This window comes from Bacillus xiamenensis, assembly GCF_001857925.1.
Lineage (GTDB): Bacteria > Bacillota > Bacilli > Bacillales > Bacillaceae > Bacillus > Bacillus xiamenensis.
This window is the reverse complement of the sequence record NZ_CP017786.1, coordinates 1056206-1069611: the sequence shown is the minus strand read 5'-3', so window position 1 is coordinate 1069611 and position 13406 is coordinate 1056206. Positions and strand designations below refer to the sequence as shown.

General features: G+C 42.2%; 20 protein-coding genes. 12 read left to right on the top strand and 8 right to left on the bottom strand.

The window, feature by feature from the left end:
* Positions 1-20 precede the first annotated feature (20 nt).
* Positions 21-359: a GNAT family N-acetyltransferase gene (locus tag BK049_RS05475; RefSeq protein WP_242059756.1), complete on the top strand. Its 339-nt coding sequence runs from the start codon at positions 21-23 to the stop codon at positions 357-359.
* On the opposite strand, the gene BK049_RS05470 is transcribed toward BK049_RS05475, so the two are convergent.
* On the bottom strand, positions 351-824 hold the full coding sequence (locus BK049_RS05470) for a GNAT family N-acetyltransferase (protein ID WP_071168032.1): 474 nt from the start codon (positions 822-824) through the stop codon (positions 351-353). The two genes, BK049_RS05475 and BK049_RS05470, sit on opposite strands and share 9 nt — an antisense overlap.
* A gap of 52 nt (positions 825-876) precedes the next feature.
* Here BK049_RS05470 and BK049_RS05465 point away from each other — a divergent pair, with 52 nt between their 5' ends.
* On the top strand, positions 877-1146 hold the full coding sequence (locus BK049_RS05465; RefSeq protein WP_071168031.1) for a YesK-like family protein: 270 nt from the start codon (positions 877-879) through the stop codon (positions 1144-1146).
* Here the strand turns inward: BK049_RS05465 and BK049_RS05460 are convergent.
* Both BK049_RS05460 and BK049_RS05455 read right to left on the bottom strand, forming a co-directional pair.
* Positions 1143-1682 (bottom strand): GNAT family N-acetyltransferase, encoded by a 540-nt coding sequence (locus BK049_RS05460; protein ID WP_008359776.1) that lies wholly within the window; start codon positions 1680-1682, stop codon positions 1143-1145. The genes BK049_RS05465 and BK049_RS05460 overlap by 4 nt on opposite strands.
* Positions 1679-2074 carry a VOC family protein gene (locus BK049_RS05455; RefSeq protein ID WP_008359778.1) on the bottom strand — a complete coding sequence of 132 codons (396 nt, stop codon included), beginning with the start codon at positions 2072-2074 and terminating at the stop codon, positions 1679-1681. Before BK049_RS05455 ends, BK049_RS05460 begins: the two co-directional genes overlap by 4 nt.
* Before the next feature lie 192 nt (positions 2075-2266).
* On the opposite strand from BK049_RS05455, the gene BK049_RS05450 reads away from it, so the two are divergent.
* From BK049_RS05450 to BK049_RS05430, 5 genes are all read left to right on the top strand, one after another.
* Positions 2267-2809, top strand: a complete 543-nt coding sequence (locus BK049_RS05450) for a dihydrofolate reductase family protein (protein WP_174549224.1) — start codon at positions 2267-2269, stop codon at positions 2807-2809.
* Positions 2810-2917: 108 nt separating this feature from the next.
* A complete protein-coding gene (locus BK049_RS05445; protein ID WP_008359787.1) occupies positions 2918-3391 on the top strand; it encodes a MarR family winged helix-turn-helix transcriptional regulator in 474 nt (157 codons plus the stop codon).
* Positions 3375-3998: a nitroreductase family protein gene (locus BK049_RS05440; protein ID WP_071168030.1), complete on the top strand. Its 624-nt coding sequence runs from the start codon at positions 3375-3377 to the stop codon at positions 3996-3998. Before BK049_RS05445 ends, BK049_RS05440 begins: the two co-directional genes overlap by 17 nt.
* Before the next feature lie 17 nt (positions 3999-4015).
* Entirely contained in the window at positions 4016-5068 is a 1053-nt protein-coding gene (locus tag BK049_RS05435) for an LLM class flavin-dependent oxidoreductase (RefSeq protein ID WP_071168029.1), read from the top strand.
* Between the two features lie 350 nt (positions 5069-5418).
* Positions 5419-5712, top strand: a complete 294-nt coding sequence (locus tag BK049_RS05430; RefSeq protein ID WP_008359791.1) for a hypothetical protein — start codon at positions 5419-5421, stop codon at positions 5710-5712.
* A 36-nt stretch (positions 5713-5748) separates the two neighbouring features.
* Here BK049_RS05430 and BK049_RS05425 read toward each other — a convergent pair whose 3' ends face one another.
* Complete coding sequence (locus BK049_RS05425) at positions 5749-6303, bottom strand: helix-turn-helix domain-containing protein (protein WP_008359792.1); 555 nt, start codon at positions 6301-6303, stop codon at positions 5749-5751.
* A 111-nt stretch (positions 6304-6414) separates the two neighbouring features.
* On the opposite strand from BK049_RS05425, the gene BK049_RS05420 reads away from it, so the two are divergent.
* A complete protein-coding gene (locus tag BK049_RS05420; RefSeq protein ID WP_008359793.1) occupies positions 6415-7002 on the top strand; it encodes a LysE family transporter in 588 nt (195 codons plus the stop codon).
* 4 nt (positions 7003-7006) lie between these two features.
* Here BK049_RS05420 and BK049_RS05415 read toward each other — a convergent pair whose 3' ends face one another.
* Positions 7007-7558: a GNAT family N-acetyltransferase gene (locus BK049_RS05415; protein WP_008359799.1), complete on the bottom strand. Its 552-nt coding sequence runs from the start codon at positions 7556-7558 to the stop codon at positions 7007-7009.
* A 126-nt stretch (positions 7559-7684) separates the two neighbouring features.
* Between BK049_RS05415 and BK049_RS05410 the strand changes: the two genes are divergently transcribed.
* Entirely contained in the window at positions 7685-7870 is a 186-nt protein-coding gene (locus BK049_RS05410) for a CsbD family protein (protein WP_008359801.1), read from the top strand.
* A 154-nt stretch (positions 7871-8024) separates the two neighbouring features.
* A complete protein-coding gene (locus tag BK049_RS05405) occupies positions 8025-8687 on the top strand; it encodes an O-methyltransferase (protein ID WP_008359803.1) in 663 nt (220 codons plus the stop codon).
* Positions 8688-8723: 36 nt separating this feature from the next.
* Here the strand turns inward: BK049_RS05405 and BK049_RS05400 are convergent, their stop codons facing one another.
* Both BK049_RS05400 and BK049_RS05395 read right to left on the bottom strand, forming a co-directional pair.
* Complete coding sequence (locus BK049_RS05400; protein ID WP_008359806.1) at positions 8724-9044, bottom strand: AzlD domain-containing protein; 321 nt, start codon at positions 9042-9044, stop codon at positions 8724-8726.
* Positions 9041-9766 carry an AzlC family ABC transporter permease gene (locus tag BK049_RS05395; protein ID WP_071168028.1) on the bottom strand — a complete coding sequence of 242 codons (726 nt, stop codon included), beginning with the start codon at positions 9764-9766 and terminating at the stop codon, positions 9041-9043. The genes BK049_RS05400 and BK049_RS05395 overlap by 4 nt, the downstream gene beginning before the upstream one ends.
* Positions 9767-10063: 297 nt before the next feature.
* Here BK049_RS05395 and BK049_RS05390 point away from each other — a divergent pair, with 297 nt between their 5' ends.
* Positions 10064-10939, top strand: a complete 876-nt coding sequence (locus tag BK049_RS05390; protein WP_008359809.1) for a DMT family transporter — start codon at positions 10064-10066, stop codon at positions 10937-10939.
* Between the two features lie 65 nt (positions 10940-11004).
* Positions 11005-12024: a S66 family peptidase gene (locus tag BK049_RS05385; protein ID WP_071168027.1), complete on the top strand. Its 1020-nt coding sequence runs from the start codon at positions 11005-11007 to the stop codon at positions 12022-12024.
* Positions 12025-12062: 38 nt separating this feature from the next.
* On the opposite strand, the gene gltP is transcribed toward BK049_RS05385, so the two are convergent.
* On the bottom strand, positions 12063-13313 hold the full coding sequence (gene gltP, locus BK049_RS05380; RefSeq protein WP_071169191.1) for a glutamate-aspartate/proton symporter GltP: 1251 nt from the start codon (positions 13311-13313) through the stop codon (positions 12063-12065).
* Positions 13314-13406 lie beyond the last annotated feature (93 nt).

The window sequence follows — 13406 nt, the reverse complement described above, 5'->3', positions numbered from 1 at the left end:
TCATCCCTCCATTCACAAATATGCACTTTAGCTATTACGAAGCCTATTGGGGAGAAATAGATCATTTTCTATCCAATGGGATCGGGGTGGCCGTTTTAGATGGTGAAGATGTGGTCAGCGAATGTATCTCTATTTTTTCAAGTGAAAAACGTGTGGAAATCGATATTTGGACAGATGAAGCCTGCCGTGGAAAAGGATTGGCTTTGTTAGCAGCTCAGCGAATGATCAGCATCTGTGTTGAAAAAGGGAAGACGCCTCATTGGGATTGCGATGTCCATCACCTAGTCTCAGCCAAATTGGCAGAGAAGCTGGGATTTCATTGGACAAAAACGTATGTCTTATTTTATGCCTCACGCTGAGAAGGTTTTGAGATACCAAGCATCCATGGCAGAATGCTCCGAGCCTTCAAGTGGCTTAGAAAGCAGAGAAAAGTCATACCGTTGATAAAGGCCAGTAGCAGCTTTTAATTCACGTCGGGTTTCTAAATAACAGGCATCATAATATGTAGAGGCGTATTGCAGTGCCGTATCCAACAGCTTCTTGCCCGCCCCTTTTCCCTGTGCTTTTGGACTTAAATAAAGCTTTTGTAGCTCACATATGCTATCTGTGAAAGGGGCGATGCCAACGCCGCCAACAATTTCACCATGCTTTTCTGCAATCCAATAGGCTGCATGAGTCAATGATTGATAGTATTCGAAAAGCTGATCCAGATGTGGGTCTGTATAGGCTGTACCTTCAATCGCAAGATTCGCTGATTCTAATGACTGACGAATAATGTCCGCGATAAAAGGATTGTCCTGTGGTTGAATAGGTCTAATGTTCATTGGAAAAACCTCCGTTGTCGTAGGATAAAAAGAGAATAGGAGTTGTCGTTATATGTTCTGGCTGCAAACCGCTATTTTTACGATCGTTGTGCTCTGCCTCTCATGGTGGGCAGGAAAAAGGCGAAGACACCGCCATGCTGGGCTAATTGTTCCGATATGTATCACCTTGTTTGGATTGGTCCTATTGGTGAGCAGTTTCTTCATTGGCAGATGGGAAGGAATGATGCTTAGTATATCAGGCGTCTCTATCGTTCTATCTTCTATGATTTGTTTGATCATCGTCACAGGGCTTCTTTTTTTTAAAAAAGATGACGCTTCTTAGATGGGGGTATCTTGATTGTTGATTTGATTGTATTCTTCACGCAGGATGCCCATCATGATGACATCTGAATAAGTCCCGTTGAAATAGAACGCTTGACGTCTTTTTCCTTCATATTGAAATCCGGCTTTCTCATAGCTTCGAAAAGCTCTTTGATTATGGGAAAAGACTTCAAGCTCAAGGCGGTTGAGTTCTAATGTATCAAAAGCGAATGCTTGAACCATCCGAGCCGCCTCTGTCCCGTAGCCTTTGTGAAAATGCTCTGGTCCATGAAGTGCAATGCGAAAGCTGGCCGTATGATTGATTGGATCAATGTCCACAATCGCCGCATCCCCAATCATCTCCTTTGTGTCAAGCAGACAAATGGCGAAGTCCCGTCTACTGTCATCCTGCAGAAAGCGGGTATAGGCTGAACGAATTTCCTCTAGTGTGAACGTTTTGCGTGTGCCAGTCATGTAAAGAGTTTCTTCATGCTGGCAACCTCGATGGATACCAGGATAATCTGGCTCTTCAATCGGTCTCAAAAATAAACGACTCATGATGGATCATCCTCCTCTATATATCGGGAGATTTCAATTAAATTCATATCAGGATCACGGATATAAATGGATTCAATCGGACCTAATGTACCTGTTCGCTTTACGGGTCCCTCTTCAATGGGAACAACTTGCTTTCGCAAATGCAGCAGCAAACTGTCCATATCTAAATCGGTGATAAAGCATAGATCAGCAGATCCAGGCTGGGGGTGAGCCGCTTTTGGTTCAAATTCATGTCCGGCTTCATGAAGGTTGATTTTTTGCAAACCAAAACGAAGGGCTTTACGGCCTTCTCCAAAAGTTTCTTCCTTCATTCCTAATACGGTTGTATAAAAGCGAATGGTTTCCTCCATATGTTGAACAGTCAATACGATATGATCAAGTCGTCGTATCATCAGCCTCTCCTCCAAGTATGATCATTGATTGAACTGATTTTATTATATCATTACCTGAAGAGGATACCTTATTGAATCACGGTGTTGAAGACATGAATCTGGATGATGACAAATCCATGTATCCTTTGTCTTTCCTTTCTGATACAATCAAAATAGAATGTGTGTTCTTATTTAGGTTAAGGAGTGATGAGATTGAGTCAGAAAAGGAAATTGCTTTTTTATGGGGCAATGAGTATTGATGGCTATTTAGCGAGAGAGGATCACCGGCTCGATTGGCTAATAGGGACAGAGGGCGAAGAAGATACGAACTATGATGACTTTTATGCGTCAATTGATACGCTGATCATGGGGCGCAATACATATGAACAGGTTCTTCAGCTGTCACCAGAGGAGTTTCCTTATGAAGGAAAGACTTGTTATATCATGTCACGTACTTTACAAGACAGTCTGAAAGGAACTCACATCATTCGCGAAGATATCCTATCATTTGTGAAGAAAATAAAAAATGAAACAGGTCAGCATATCTGGATTGTCGGCGGCGGGGAACTGCTCCAATCTTTCATAAAAGCAGGATTGGTTGATGAGCTTTATCTTCAAATCGTACCTGTCATGATTGGGAGAGGCATTCCTCTGTTTTCCCCAGCGGATATGGAATCCAGATTTTCATTAAAAGAAGTACGACAATATAAGCAAATAGCTGAAATGCATGTTGTCTTAAAAGAAGAGGATCACTGACCTGGGGTGGTCTTTTTTTGATGAAACAAACACGTTGACAAGAAAATATCCTAGTGTTAGGATAAATTTATCCTAGTTTTAGGATTTCTTGAAAAAGGAGTAGTTGCCATGGTGCAGCCAGAACATGAATTAGACTTAAGGCTTTTCCGTGTATGGATGAAAGCCTATCAAGCCCTTTTTACAAATATCCAAAAAGACATTGAACGCTATGATATCGGATTTGAAAATTTTCAAATCCTTGAATTGCTTTATAGTAAAGGACCGCATCCCGTCCAAAAAATCAGTGAGATCTTGTCCATTCCAAGCGGAAGCATTACATATGTGGTCAACAAGCTAGAAAAACAAGAACTGGTCAAAAGGCAATGTGCACCCACGGATAAACGTGTATTCCATGTAGTGCTGACGGATAAAGGGAAGCAGCTATTTGACGACATTTTTCCAAAACATACAGATGTCATTTCACAAAATCTGTCCTTTGTTACATCAGAAGAAAAAGAGCAGCTCATTGAATTGCTAAAAAAAATCGGTTTAGGTGCAAAACAACTTCATGAAAAGGGGAAACAGGATGACACTCAGCTTTGATACATTGGTACGTGAAAGACGATCAGCATCCAATTTTTTACCAAATATCTCGATTTCGAGAGAAGAGCTTAACAGCATCTTTGAAGAAGTGAAGCTGGCACCTTCAGCCTTTAATTTACAGCATACGCAATATGTCGTCGTCCAATCAGAAGCGCTGAAAGAGCAAGTAAGAGATGCAGCATTTGGACAATATAAGGTGCATTCCGCTTCAGCAGCGATCATTTTGCTCGGCGATCCGAAAGCTTATGAGCAAGCAGGAAACATTTATGAAGGCCTAAAAATGCTCGGCATCTTAAATGCGCAGCAATATGAGGAAATGGTCAGAGAGACAAAGAGTTTTTATGAGCAGAGAGGGTCAGATTTTCAGAAAGAAGAAGCGATTCGCAATGCTTCATTATCTGCCATGCTATTTATGCTTGCCGCCAAAAACAAGGGCTGGGATACGTGCCCGATGATCGGTTTTGATCCCGAAGCAATGAAAAAAGTGTTAAACATCGAATCCGATCTGGTTCCTGTGTTAATGATCACGCTCGGTAAAGAAAAAGTAGAAAGCAGACAAGCGAGAGGCTACCGAAAGCCTGTCTCTGAATTTGTAACATATTTATAAGATAGGAGGTTCCATCCATGGAACTAGGAATTAGTACATTTGTAGAAACAACACCTGATTTTCAAACAGGGAAAACAGTCAGCCACGCACAGCGTATTCGAGAAGTCGTAGAAGAAATTATTTTAGCAGATCAAGTAGGTCTTGATGTATTTGGAGTAGGAGAGCATCATCGTAAAGATTTTGCCGCATCGAATCCAGCAGTCGTATTAGCAGCGGCAGCCACGCAAACAAAGAATATTCGCCTGACAAGTGCTGTCACAGTCCTTTCATCGGCAGATCCTGTGCGTGTATTTCAAGACTTTGCGACATTAGATGGACTATCTAACGGACGTGCAGAGATCATGGCTGGCCGAGGATCATTTATTGAATCATTCCCGCTCTTTGGCTATGACTTAAATGATTATGAAGAATTATTTGAAGAAAAATTAGATTTACTGTTGAAATTACAGCAGTCAGAGCGTGTGACGTGGAGCGGAAAGCACCGTCCAGCCATCCAGGATGTTGGCGTATATCCAAGACCTGTTCAAGACCCGCTTCCAATTTGGATTGGCAGCGGAGGAAACAGAGAATCTGTCGTACGTGCTGGATTATTAGGGTTACCGCTTGTACTTGCCATCATTGGTGGTAGTCCTAGACAATTCGCACCGCTTGTTCAGCTATACAAGCAAGCCGCTGTTCACGCGGGACATGATCCTGAGAAATTAACAGTTGCTTCACATTCACATGGGTTTGTAGCGGAAGAAACAGAACTGGCAGCAGATCAATTTTTCCCTTCTACACAGCATGTCATGAATACATTAGCAAGAGAAAGAGGTTGGGGACCTTATACTCGTTCTACGTTCGATGCAGCGAGAACGTTAGAAGGTGCCTTGTATGTGGGAGATCCAGATACTGTTGCAGAAAAAGTCATTCATCTGCGAAAAAATGTAGGAATCACACGCTTCATGCTGCATGTACCAGTTGGTTCAATGCCGCATGATCAAGTGCTGAAAGCCATTGAGCTATTTGGAAAAGAAGTCGCTCCTAAAGTAAGAGAAGAAGTTACCCGCTGGGAAGCAGAGCAAGAATAAACAAAAAGGTCGATCAAGTGAATAGGCTTGATCGACCTTTTCTTATGCTTAAGGATCAATAACACATGGTTTCACTGTAGGACATGAAGCAGCAGAAGCAAGTGGTGTGGCCGTCAAGGTAAAGAGGAAAACAAGTTGAAAACAGATGAGCCATTTTTTCATGAAATCACCTCCGTTATCAATTGTTTCACTAGAATGAGATGAGGAGAAAATCATAGTAGTATGTAACGATCTCTATCCGGTATAAGACAATCATATCATAATTTTCAAAAAAATGAAAAAATAACTTACGAAAGTTCTAGATTATGGTATGGTTAATATGTTCAACAAAAAAAGGGAGGGATTTTTTTATGAAAAAGGTCATGTCTTCTGTTTTGGTTGGAGCAATCGTTTTAACAGGTGCTGGGGTCACTACTGTCCCGGTGGAAGCAAAAGAGAAAGCGAACAGTGACATAACGGTTCAAGCGAGTCGAACGGTCTCGGAAACAAGAACTTATACGACGTCAAATATCCCATCAAGTATTACATATGCAAAGGATGGCTGGGTCGGTATTTTATATCAATCATCAATTGAAGAGTTAGGCCTTGGAAAATACAACGTCACATTTACTGGAACGGTTGTGCGTGATCCGGGGTTTGAATAAATAAAAGCTGACAGGTGGACAAGCCTGTCAGCTTTTTTAATGAGGATAATAAAGAATCATTTGCATTCGGACCATCTGTTCTCCTGATTGTTTATACTCATGGGCACGATCCGCTTTGAAACGAATAGAGTCGCCAGCTTCTAATGTATATTGCTCATCACCGATGGATAAATCAAGTGTTCCTTCAAAAACGGTAATCAATTCCTCTGTACCGCCAATATGTTCTTCGGCACTTAACGACCCGTCGGGATCAATTTCTACCTGATACACTTCGAATTTTCTTCGATCATCAAAGGGAAAAGTCGTATACACACGATACCTTCCCTCATCCTCAGTTAAAACCTGTCCGTCTTCTTTTCGCACTACCTTGATTTCAGGCTGCGGTGCGTAAATGAGTTCACTAAAAGACACCTTTAATCCATTCGCAATTTTCCACAAAGTCGTGATGGTGGGGGTTGATTCTCCTCTCTCGATTTGTCCAATCATCGTCTTACTCACACCCGTTATGTCAGCCATCTTCTCTAGGCTTAATTTCTTTTGTTCTCTTAGATGTTTTACATTTCTAGCAATAATCGATTGTACATCTTCCATCAAAAAACTCCTTTCTGCATTTACTTTATAACGACCGAATAGTACAATAAAACGTAATATACGCAATAAAGACTTTTAGGTCTAAATAACGTATGAAAGAGGGGTAACATCTTGATTGTTTCAATGCTGATCTATGCTTTTGTCACCAGCTTCACCCCGGGACCAAACAATATCATGGCCATGGTCTTTACAAACAAATATGGGGTCAAGCAAACATTTCGATTTTGTTTAGGTGTGGGTATCGGGTTTTTCGTCATTTTGTGTTTGAGTGGTTTCTTCAATATGATTCTTTATCAAGTCATGCCGAAAATAAGCTGGGTGATGGCATTCATCGGAGCTGGCTACATGATTTATTTGGCTGTCAAAATCATGAAAAGTAAGGGCGGCAATGACGATACACTAGACCGCTACAATCATTTTATCCCAGGCATGCTGCTGCAATTTATCAATCCGAAAGCGATCTTGTATGGGTTAACGGTGATTTCAACCTTTGTTCTGCCATATGGACAGTCCAATATGCAGTACATGTTAATGACGCTGATTCTCGCACTCATTGGATTTTTAGGTACGTTCAGCTGGAGTCTATTTGGCTCTGTATTCAAGCGTTTTTTGAATCTTTATCAACGGCCGTTCCAGCTCGTCATGGGACTTCTGCTTATGTATAGTGCATTTTCGATGATCTGGGGCTATGTCATGTAAGCGGTTAGGAGGCCGGCCACTGCCTGCCCATCACAACAGTATCATAATACATTCCGTCCGCCAGCCGTTTATCTTTTTTTAACACCCCTTCAATCTCAAAGCCATAGTGTTCATATAACCGAATGGCTTTTTGATTGGTTTCCAGCACTTGAAGTGACATCTTTTGAATGCCTTGCTGGTCTGCCCATTTGATCGATGCGGATAAAAGCTCTTTCCCGATGTGATAGCCCCAAGCTGTCTTCTGTACAGCGACGCCAAACGTCACTTTGTGAGCGAAGCGCTTTAGTGAATGCCCTTCGCATCTTGAAAAGCCTACAATTTCCCCTTCAATGTCCGCGACCAAAAATAGATGCCGGCTTTCCTTAGAATCCTCTTGAATGAGAGCTGCAAATCCTTTTTCATCAAGAAAGGCTTCTCCTGGTTCACGGTCTAAATATTCTGTTTCCCCATCAATTTTTAGTCTGAGAGCAGATAACGGTTTGGCATCTGCTAGTGCAGCGGATCGAATACGATAGGTCAAACCACGAACAGTGAACATGTTTTCAGATATGATCATTAAACAGACCACCAGCCTTTCATTCCATTATGTCTATCATACCTGAAACGTGCACGCAGCACACTCAGATGTTTTGTCATGTTCAAAAAGGCTAAATAAGCAGTATCAAACGTGGAGGTGGAGCAAATGAGTGAACAAAAAGGACATATGGATAAAGCGAAAGGAAAAACAAATCAAGTCAAAGGTCAATTGAAAGAAAAGCTTGGCGAAGCGACAGATCATGAAAACCTGAAAGCAGAAGGAAAGAAAGATCAAGCAAAAGGAAAGCTTCAAGATAAAAAAGGTGACGTGAAAAATAAGCTGAATCAGTAGTTTGCACATAGCTGTAGGTACTCGCCTCATGTCTCCATCATCACATGCCTTTCATCAATTAAATGAATAGGTGTGTGAAAAGAATTGATTATACGTCCTCTTGTACGTCATGTAGACTTTAGGTAGAAGACATGAATCAAGGGAGATGGATGAAATGGACCAAGTATGGGGGAAAGTTGACGAGTATATCAAAGACAAATTGATGGCTCAAGATGACGTATTGGAGCAAGCGCTTACCAATAATAAACAAGCGGGGCTGCCAGAAATTGATGTGTCTCCGGCCCAAGGGAAAATGCTTTATTTATTAGCAAAAACCAAAGGAGCAAAGCGTATTTTAGAAATCGGGACACTTGGCGGATATAGCACCATTTGGCTGGCACGAGCTCTTGAAGAGGATGGAGAACTCATGACATTAGAGGCTGTCAGCTATCATGTAGAAACCGCGCAGCAAAACATCGACAGAGCAGGCTTGACAGAACGGGTAACGATTTTACAAGGAAAAGCGTTAGATACTTTATCTCAGTTAAAAGAGAGGGGTACGCCCCCATTCGATTTGATTTTCATTGATGCAGATAAACCAAACAACCCGAAGTATCTGAAGTGGGCGTTACACTTCTCAAAGAAGGGAACCGTCATTATTGCAGACAATGTTGTCAGAAATGGAGCAGTCATTCATGCCTCTGATCAAGATGAGCGAGTGAAGGGAACTCGTGAATTATTTGATTTACTCAAACAAGAGCCGAGAATTGAGGCAACAGCTATTCAAACTGTTGGTGAAAAAGGCTATGACGGGTTTATATACGGAATCGTCAAATGAAACAAAGCTTAACCGCAAACGGTTAAGCTTTTTCTTTTAGAAAAACCATCTAGCTGTACCCATCAGCAAGACGCCAACCAGAACAGTGAGGGACAAGCTTTTTGTCCAAACAGCCATAAGCACCGTTGGAATCAACACAGCAAGATACATCCAGTGAATGGTGACGCCTGTTGTTGTATGTATGAAAAGGTGTTCAGCAATCAAAGCAGTGAATATACAAATTGGAATAAACGATAGCCATTTCAGCACCACTTCAGGCAGCCGAATACTCCGAACAAATATAAATGGAAGGATTCTTGGAATGATGGTTACGAGCATACAACCAAGAATCAGCCATATCATAAAGCTGCTGATCATTTATCTGTCACCACCCCAATGGTTGCGACAAGCACAGTTGCTAACAGAACAGCCACGTGTGAAGGAACAAAATGAAGCAGAACAAACATCGCAACGACCATATACAAAACAAGCGACAGGCGATGGGTTAACTTATTTTTGGGGACTGTTTGCAAAGAAAGGATCAATAGCGCAGCAAACATCGCCGATAAAGCAAAATCAAGACCAAGCGCCTCTGGATTTGAGATCCAGTGTCCAAAGATGCCGCCAAGTGTACATGCCGCAATCCAGCACAAATAAGCCGTTACATTCAGTCCATGCATCCACCGATTATTCAACCTTCCTTGCTGCGCTAATTTATTCATCGCCACACCGAAGGATTCGTCTGTCAGCAAAAGACCAAACCCAATGTTCTGTTTCACAGAGTAGCGTGTAAAATGAGGGGCGAGCGTAAGGCTGAGTAATAAATGGCGCAAATTCACAATAAATGTGGTGAAAATAATTGCGGAAAGAGGGCTCCCTGTTACGAGCAGTGCGCAGATGATAAACTGTGAAGCGCCTGCGTAAATAAAGATGGATAAGAGCGCAATATCCCATATACTTAATTGTGCACTTATGCCAACAATTCCAAAGGCAAACCCAATACTCATATAGCCGAGTAAGGTCGGTACACAATCTTTTATTCCCTCGAAAAACGGCTCGTGTCCCGCGCTGGGAATGCGTTTTCTAGCTTCAATATCCAACGACCTCTACTCCTTTTCTCTTGACCGTCTATCGTTTTACTTACTATATGAAAACGAATTTATCATGTCAATCCTATGTAACTTCTATTATATGAAGAAACATGGCGATAAAAAAGGATTGAAGTCAACCAGAATTTGTTATAAAGTAATCAGAAAATAATAACAATTGGGGTGACTGTCATGCAATGGAAACCTTTATTTGAAGATGATGTACCAAATCACCTCCGTCCATAACGGAGAGTGATCTCCGTTTGTGGATATCGCAAATGATATATCCAGTAACGGAGGGGAAAAAAGATGAATGGAAAATATATAGGAGCCCTTTACTTAGCGGCAGCCGCTAGTATTTGGGGTGGTATGTACGTAGTTGTCAAAGTAGCAGTAGCGGTTGTCCCGCCACTTGAACTCGTATGGATGAGATACGCAGTAGCAGGAGTCGTTCTTGTGTTCACCATTTGGCGTTTAGGATATTCTTTTCGGTTAGATAAAAAAGATATCCCGCTTATTGCGGCCATTGGATTGATCGGTAACTTTCTTTCAATCGTGACTCAAGAAATTGGTACGATGTACACGTCTGCGCAAATGGGTGCTGTCATCACATCGGCAACACCTGCCTTTATGGTGCTTTTCGCTTTCTTTCTATTGAAAGAATCATTCACTGTTAGGAAGTGTGTCTCTATCTTGCTTGCTACAGCAGGTGTACTCACCATGATTGGGCCTGTCACTGTTCAAACAGATGAGTTTGTTGGCGGTCTCTCATTGGTGATCGCTGCATTAACATGGGCGCTGATGTCTGTTCTGCTGAAACGGGTTCCAAGAAAGTACCCTCAGGCAGTGATAACAACATATGCGATCATTATTGCCTTTATCGTATTAACTCCGCCTGTTCTATTTCGTCTGCCACATTTAGATGTGCAGCAAATGGCGAGACCGGAAATTTGGGGTGGTATTCTTTATCTTGGTATCATCTCAACAGCCCTTGCTTTCTTTTTGTGGAATAGGGGGCTTCAACTGATGGATGCCGCGAGCGGAGGTCTGTTTTTCTTCTTTCAACCAATCGTTGGCACAGTCCTTGGCTGGCTGCTTCTGGGTGAAGAGATGGGTTTACGCTCTTTCATTGGAATTCTATGTATCTTTGCAGGTGTATACACTGTACTGCGTCAGAAAGAGTAAGACGAGATGCCCCTTTTACCAAGGGGTATCTTCTTTACAATGAATAGAAGGGGGAGGGAAGCAGGATGATACAGTATCCGCATTTGCAAAAAGGACAAACGATTGGCGTTACAGCCCCGTCCTCAGGTGTACAACCATCTTTGCATGAGATGTTTAAGCTGTCATGTGAGCGGATGAAAAATAGAGGGTATGAGGTTATATGTGGAAAGACGGTATGGCAGCAGGAAAAAGCAAAATCAGCCCCTGCCATAGAACGCGCAAACGAGCTTCAGATCATGATGACAAGTGATGAGATTGACCACATCATCCCGCCATGGGGTGGACAGCTGCTTATTGAAATATTAGAGCATCTTGATTTCTCAGTGATGCCAAAAAAGTGGATTCTTGGTTACTCAGATACGAGTGTACTTCTGCTGGCCTTGACATTAAAAACAGGCATTGCGACAGCGCATGGACCGAACTTTGTAGATCTTCGGGGGGAAGAGCTTGATCAGGTGACAGCGATGTGGGAACAAATACTTTCCACTCCAGAGAAGAAGGACGTTACTCAATTTTCTTCTTATATGTATCAAAAGGAATGGCAGCATGACAATCCAAGTATACATGTCTTTCATTTAACCGAGCCAACCGCATGGCGTACTGTTGATCAGCAGGAGATGATGGTGAAGGGGAGATTGATGGGCGGCTGCATTGATGTGATACGCCACTTAGCAGGAACGCCTTTTGGAGATGTCAAAGCCTTTCAAGATACATTCCTGAAAGGTGAACCCATTCTCTGGTATTTCGAAAACTGCGCATTAAATGCTGCGAGCATGAAGAGATCTCTTGTTCAATTAAAATTAGCAGGGTGGTTTGATCACTGCTCTGGGATCATGTTTGGCCGAAGTGCAGTAGATGCCCCTGTAGAAGGATATGAATATACGGATCTATATGAAGAATTACACAAGGAACTGCAAACGCCGATTTTTTACGATATTGATTGTGGACACGTCCCGCCGCAAATGACCCTGATTAATGGAGCATATGCAGAAGTGCACATACAACAAGGAGGCAAAGCGGTGCTGAAGCAAACATTTTTGCCGTAAGAAAGGGAAAGGGCGAGCCCTTTCCTTCATAGAAATCATTACATTCCTTTTGTTTCCTCACCTGCTTTTGGAACTTCCCACGCAGTCACACGAAATACTTTTTCCCATTTAGAGACGACAATACATGCAATCGCATGCCCTGGAACATTCACGCCTGTTCGGGCCATATCCATAATTCTATCAACACCGGCAATAATGGCGACACCTTCGGCTGGAAGACCTACTGCATGAGCTGTTGCCAAAAGAACGACGAGTGAACCGGAGGGCACAGCTGCAATGCCTTTACTTGTTAAAACAAGGACAAGCATCATCAGGAGCTGCTGTGATAAACTCATATCGACACCAAACGCCTGCGCAAGAAATACACAGGAAACCGATAAATATAAGCTTGAACCATCACAATTGAGAGAAAGACCAGATGGAATCACGAAGGAAACGATTCTTTTTGGACAACCGTATTTCTCCATTCGTGCCATGAGCTGAGGAAGAACAGTTTCTGTGCTTGTGGTGGAAAAGGCGACTAAGAACAAATCCCAAATCATTTTTAACACTTCGAAGTAGTTAAAACGGAAGATCAGTGCGACAAGAGGGAACAGAACAAATAGGATAATAAATAATCCTAAGAAGACAGTTCCAACAAGTTTCATCATAGGGATTAATAATACAATGCCATATTGGCCGACAGAAGAAGCCATTAATGCAAGAACCCCAAGAGGTGCTGTTACCATCACCATTTGTGTGAGTTTAAACATAATTTGTGCCACTGATTCAAAGAAGGTCAAAACAGGAGCGGATGCTTTACCAATCCCACTTGCGGCTACACCGAATAAAATGGCGAAGAAAATGACGGCGAGTAAATCATTCTGAGCCATAACATCGACGATATTGGTTGGAATGATATCTAATACCATTTGTTTAAAGTCGACGACTTTTTGAGTATAACCATCTAGTTCCCCAATATCTTTCTTCGCTAATTGAGAGAAATCAAGTCCAACGCCGGGCTTTAAAACATTAGCCAATAATAGACCGATTCCAAGAACGATGGTCGTGATGACCTCAAACCAAATGATTGTCTTTAAACCAAGGCTGCCCATTTTCTTCATCCCGCCGCTGCCAGCTGCGCCGATGACAATCGTAGAGAAAACGATAGGAACAACAATCATTTTAATCAATCGGATAAAGCCATCCCCAATGGGCCGCAGTGCCATTCCGAAATCAGGGAAGAAGTGGCCAATAAGAGCCCCTATCACCAAAGCGATCATGATTTGAAAAGCGACGAACTTTTTCATCATCTCCTACCTCCTTTAAATGCTCAGGAAAATATTAAGAATTTTCCAATAAATAAAAATTCTAGATGGTCATGTTTTGTCCTTCTTTGGATT

Excerpts from the sequence above, each read along its gene's own strand:
- BK049_RS05475 (WP_242059756.1), top strand. The coding sequence starts at position 21 with ATGCACTTTAGCTATTACGAAGCCTATTGGGGAGAAATAGATCATTTT.
- BK049_RS05470 (WP_071168032.1), bottom strand. The coding sequence starts at position 824 with ATGAACATTAGACCTATTCAACCACAGGACAATCCTTTTATCGCGGAC.
- BK049_RS05465 (WP_071168031.1), top strand. The coding sequence starts at position 877 with ATGTTCTGGCTGCAAACCGCTATTTTTACGATCGTTGTGCTCTGCCTC.
- BK049_RS05460 (WP_008359776.1), bottom strand. The coding sequence starts at position 1,682 with ATGAGTCGTTTATTTTTGAGACCGATTGAAGAGCCAGATTATCCTGGT.
- BK049_RS05455 (WP_008359778.1), bottom strand. The coding sequence starts at position 2,074 with ATGATACGACGACTTGATCATATCGTATTGACTGTTCAACATATGGAG.
- BK049_RS05445 (WP_008359787.1), top strand. The coding sequence starts at position 2,918 with ATGGTGCAGCCAGAACATGAATTAGACTTAAGGCTTTTCCGTGTATGG.
- BK049_RS05440 (WP_071168030.1), top strand. The coding sequence starts at position 3,375 with ATGACACTCAGCTTTGATACATTGGTACGTGAAAGACGATCAGCATCC.
- BK049_RS05435 (WP_071168029.1), top strand. The coding sequence starts at position 4,016 with ATGGAACTAGGAATTAGTACATTTGTAGAAACAACACCTGATTTTCAA.
- BK049_RS05430 (WP_008359791.1), top strand. The coding sequence starts at position 5,419 with ATGAAAAAGGTCATGTCTTCTGTTTTGGTTGGAGCAATCGTTTTAACA.
- BK049_RS05425 (WP_008359792.1), bottom strand. The coding sequence starts at position 6,303 with ATGGAAGATGTACAATCGATTATTGCTAGAAATGTAAAACATCTAAGA.
- BK049_RS05415 (WP_008359799.1), bottom strand. The coding sequence starts at position 7,558 with ATGATCATATCTGAAAACATGTTCACTGTTCGTGGTTTGACCTATCGT.
- BK049_RS05410 (WP_008359801.1), top strand. The coding sequence starts at position 7,685 with ATGAGTGAACAAAAAGGACATATGGATAAAGCGAAAGGAAAAACAAAT.
- BK049_RS05405 (WP_008359803.1), top strand. The coding sequence starts at position 8,025 with ATGGACCAAGTATGGGGGAAAGTTGACGAGTATATCAAAGACAAATTG.
- BK049_RS05400 (WP_008359806.1), bottom strand. The coding sequence starts at position 9,044 with ATGATCAGCAGCTTTATGATATGGCTGATTCTTGGTTGTATGCTCGTA.
- BK049_RS05390 (WP_008359809.1), top strand. The coding sequence starts at position 10,064 with ATGAATGGAAAATATATAGGAGCCCTTTACTTAGCGGCAGCCGCTAGT.
- BK049_RS05385 (WP_071168027.1), top strand. The coding sequence starts at position 11,005 with ATGATACAGTATCCGCATTTGCAAAAAGGACAAACGATTGGCGTTACA.
- gltP (WP_071169191.1), bottom strand. The coding sequence starts at position 13,313 with ATGAAAAAGTTCGTCGCTTTTCAAATCATGATCGCTTTGGTGATAGGG.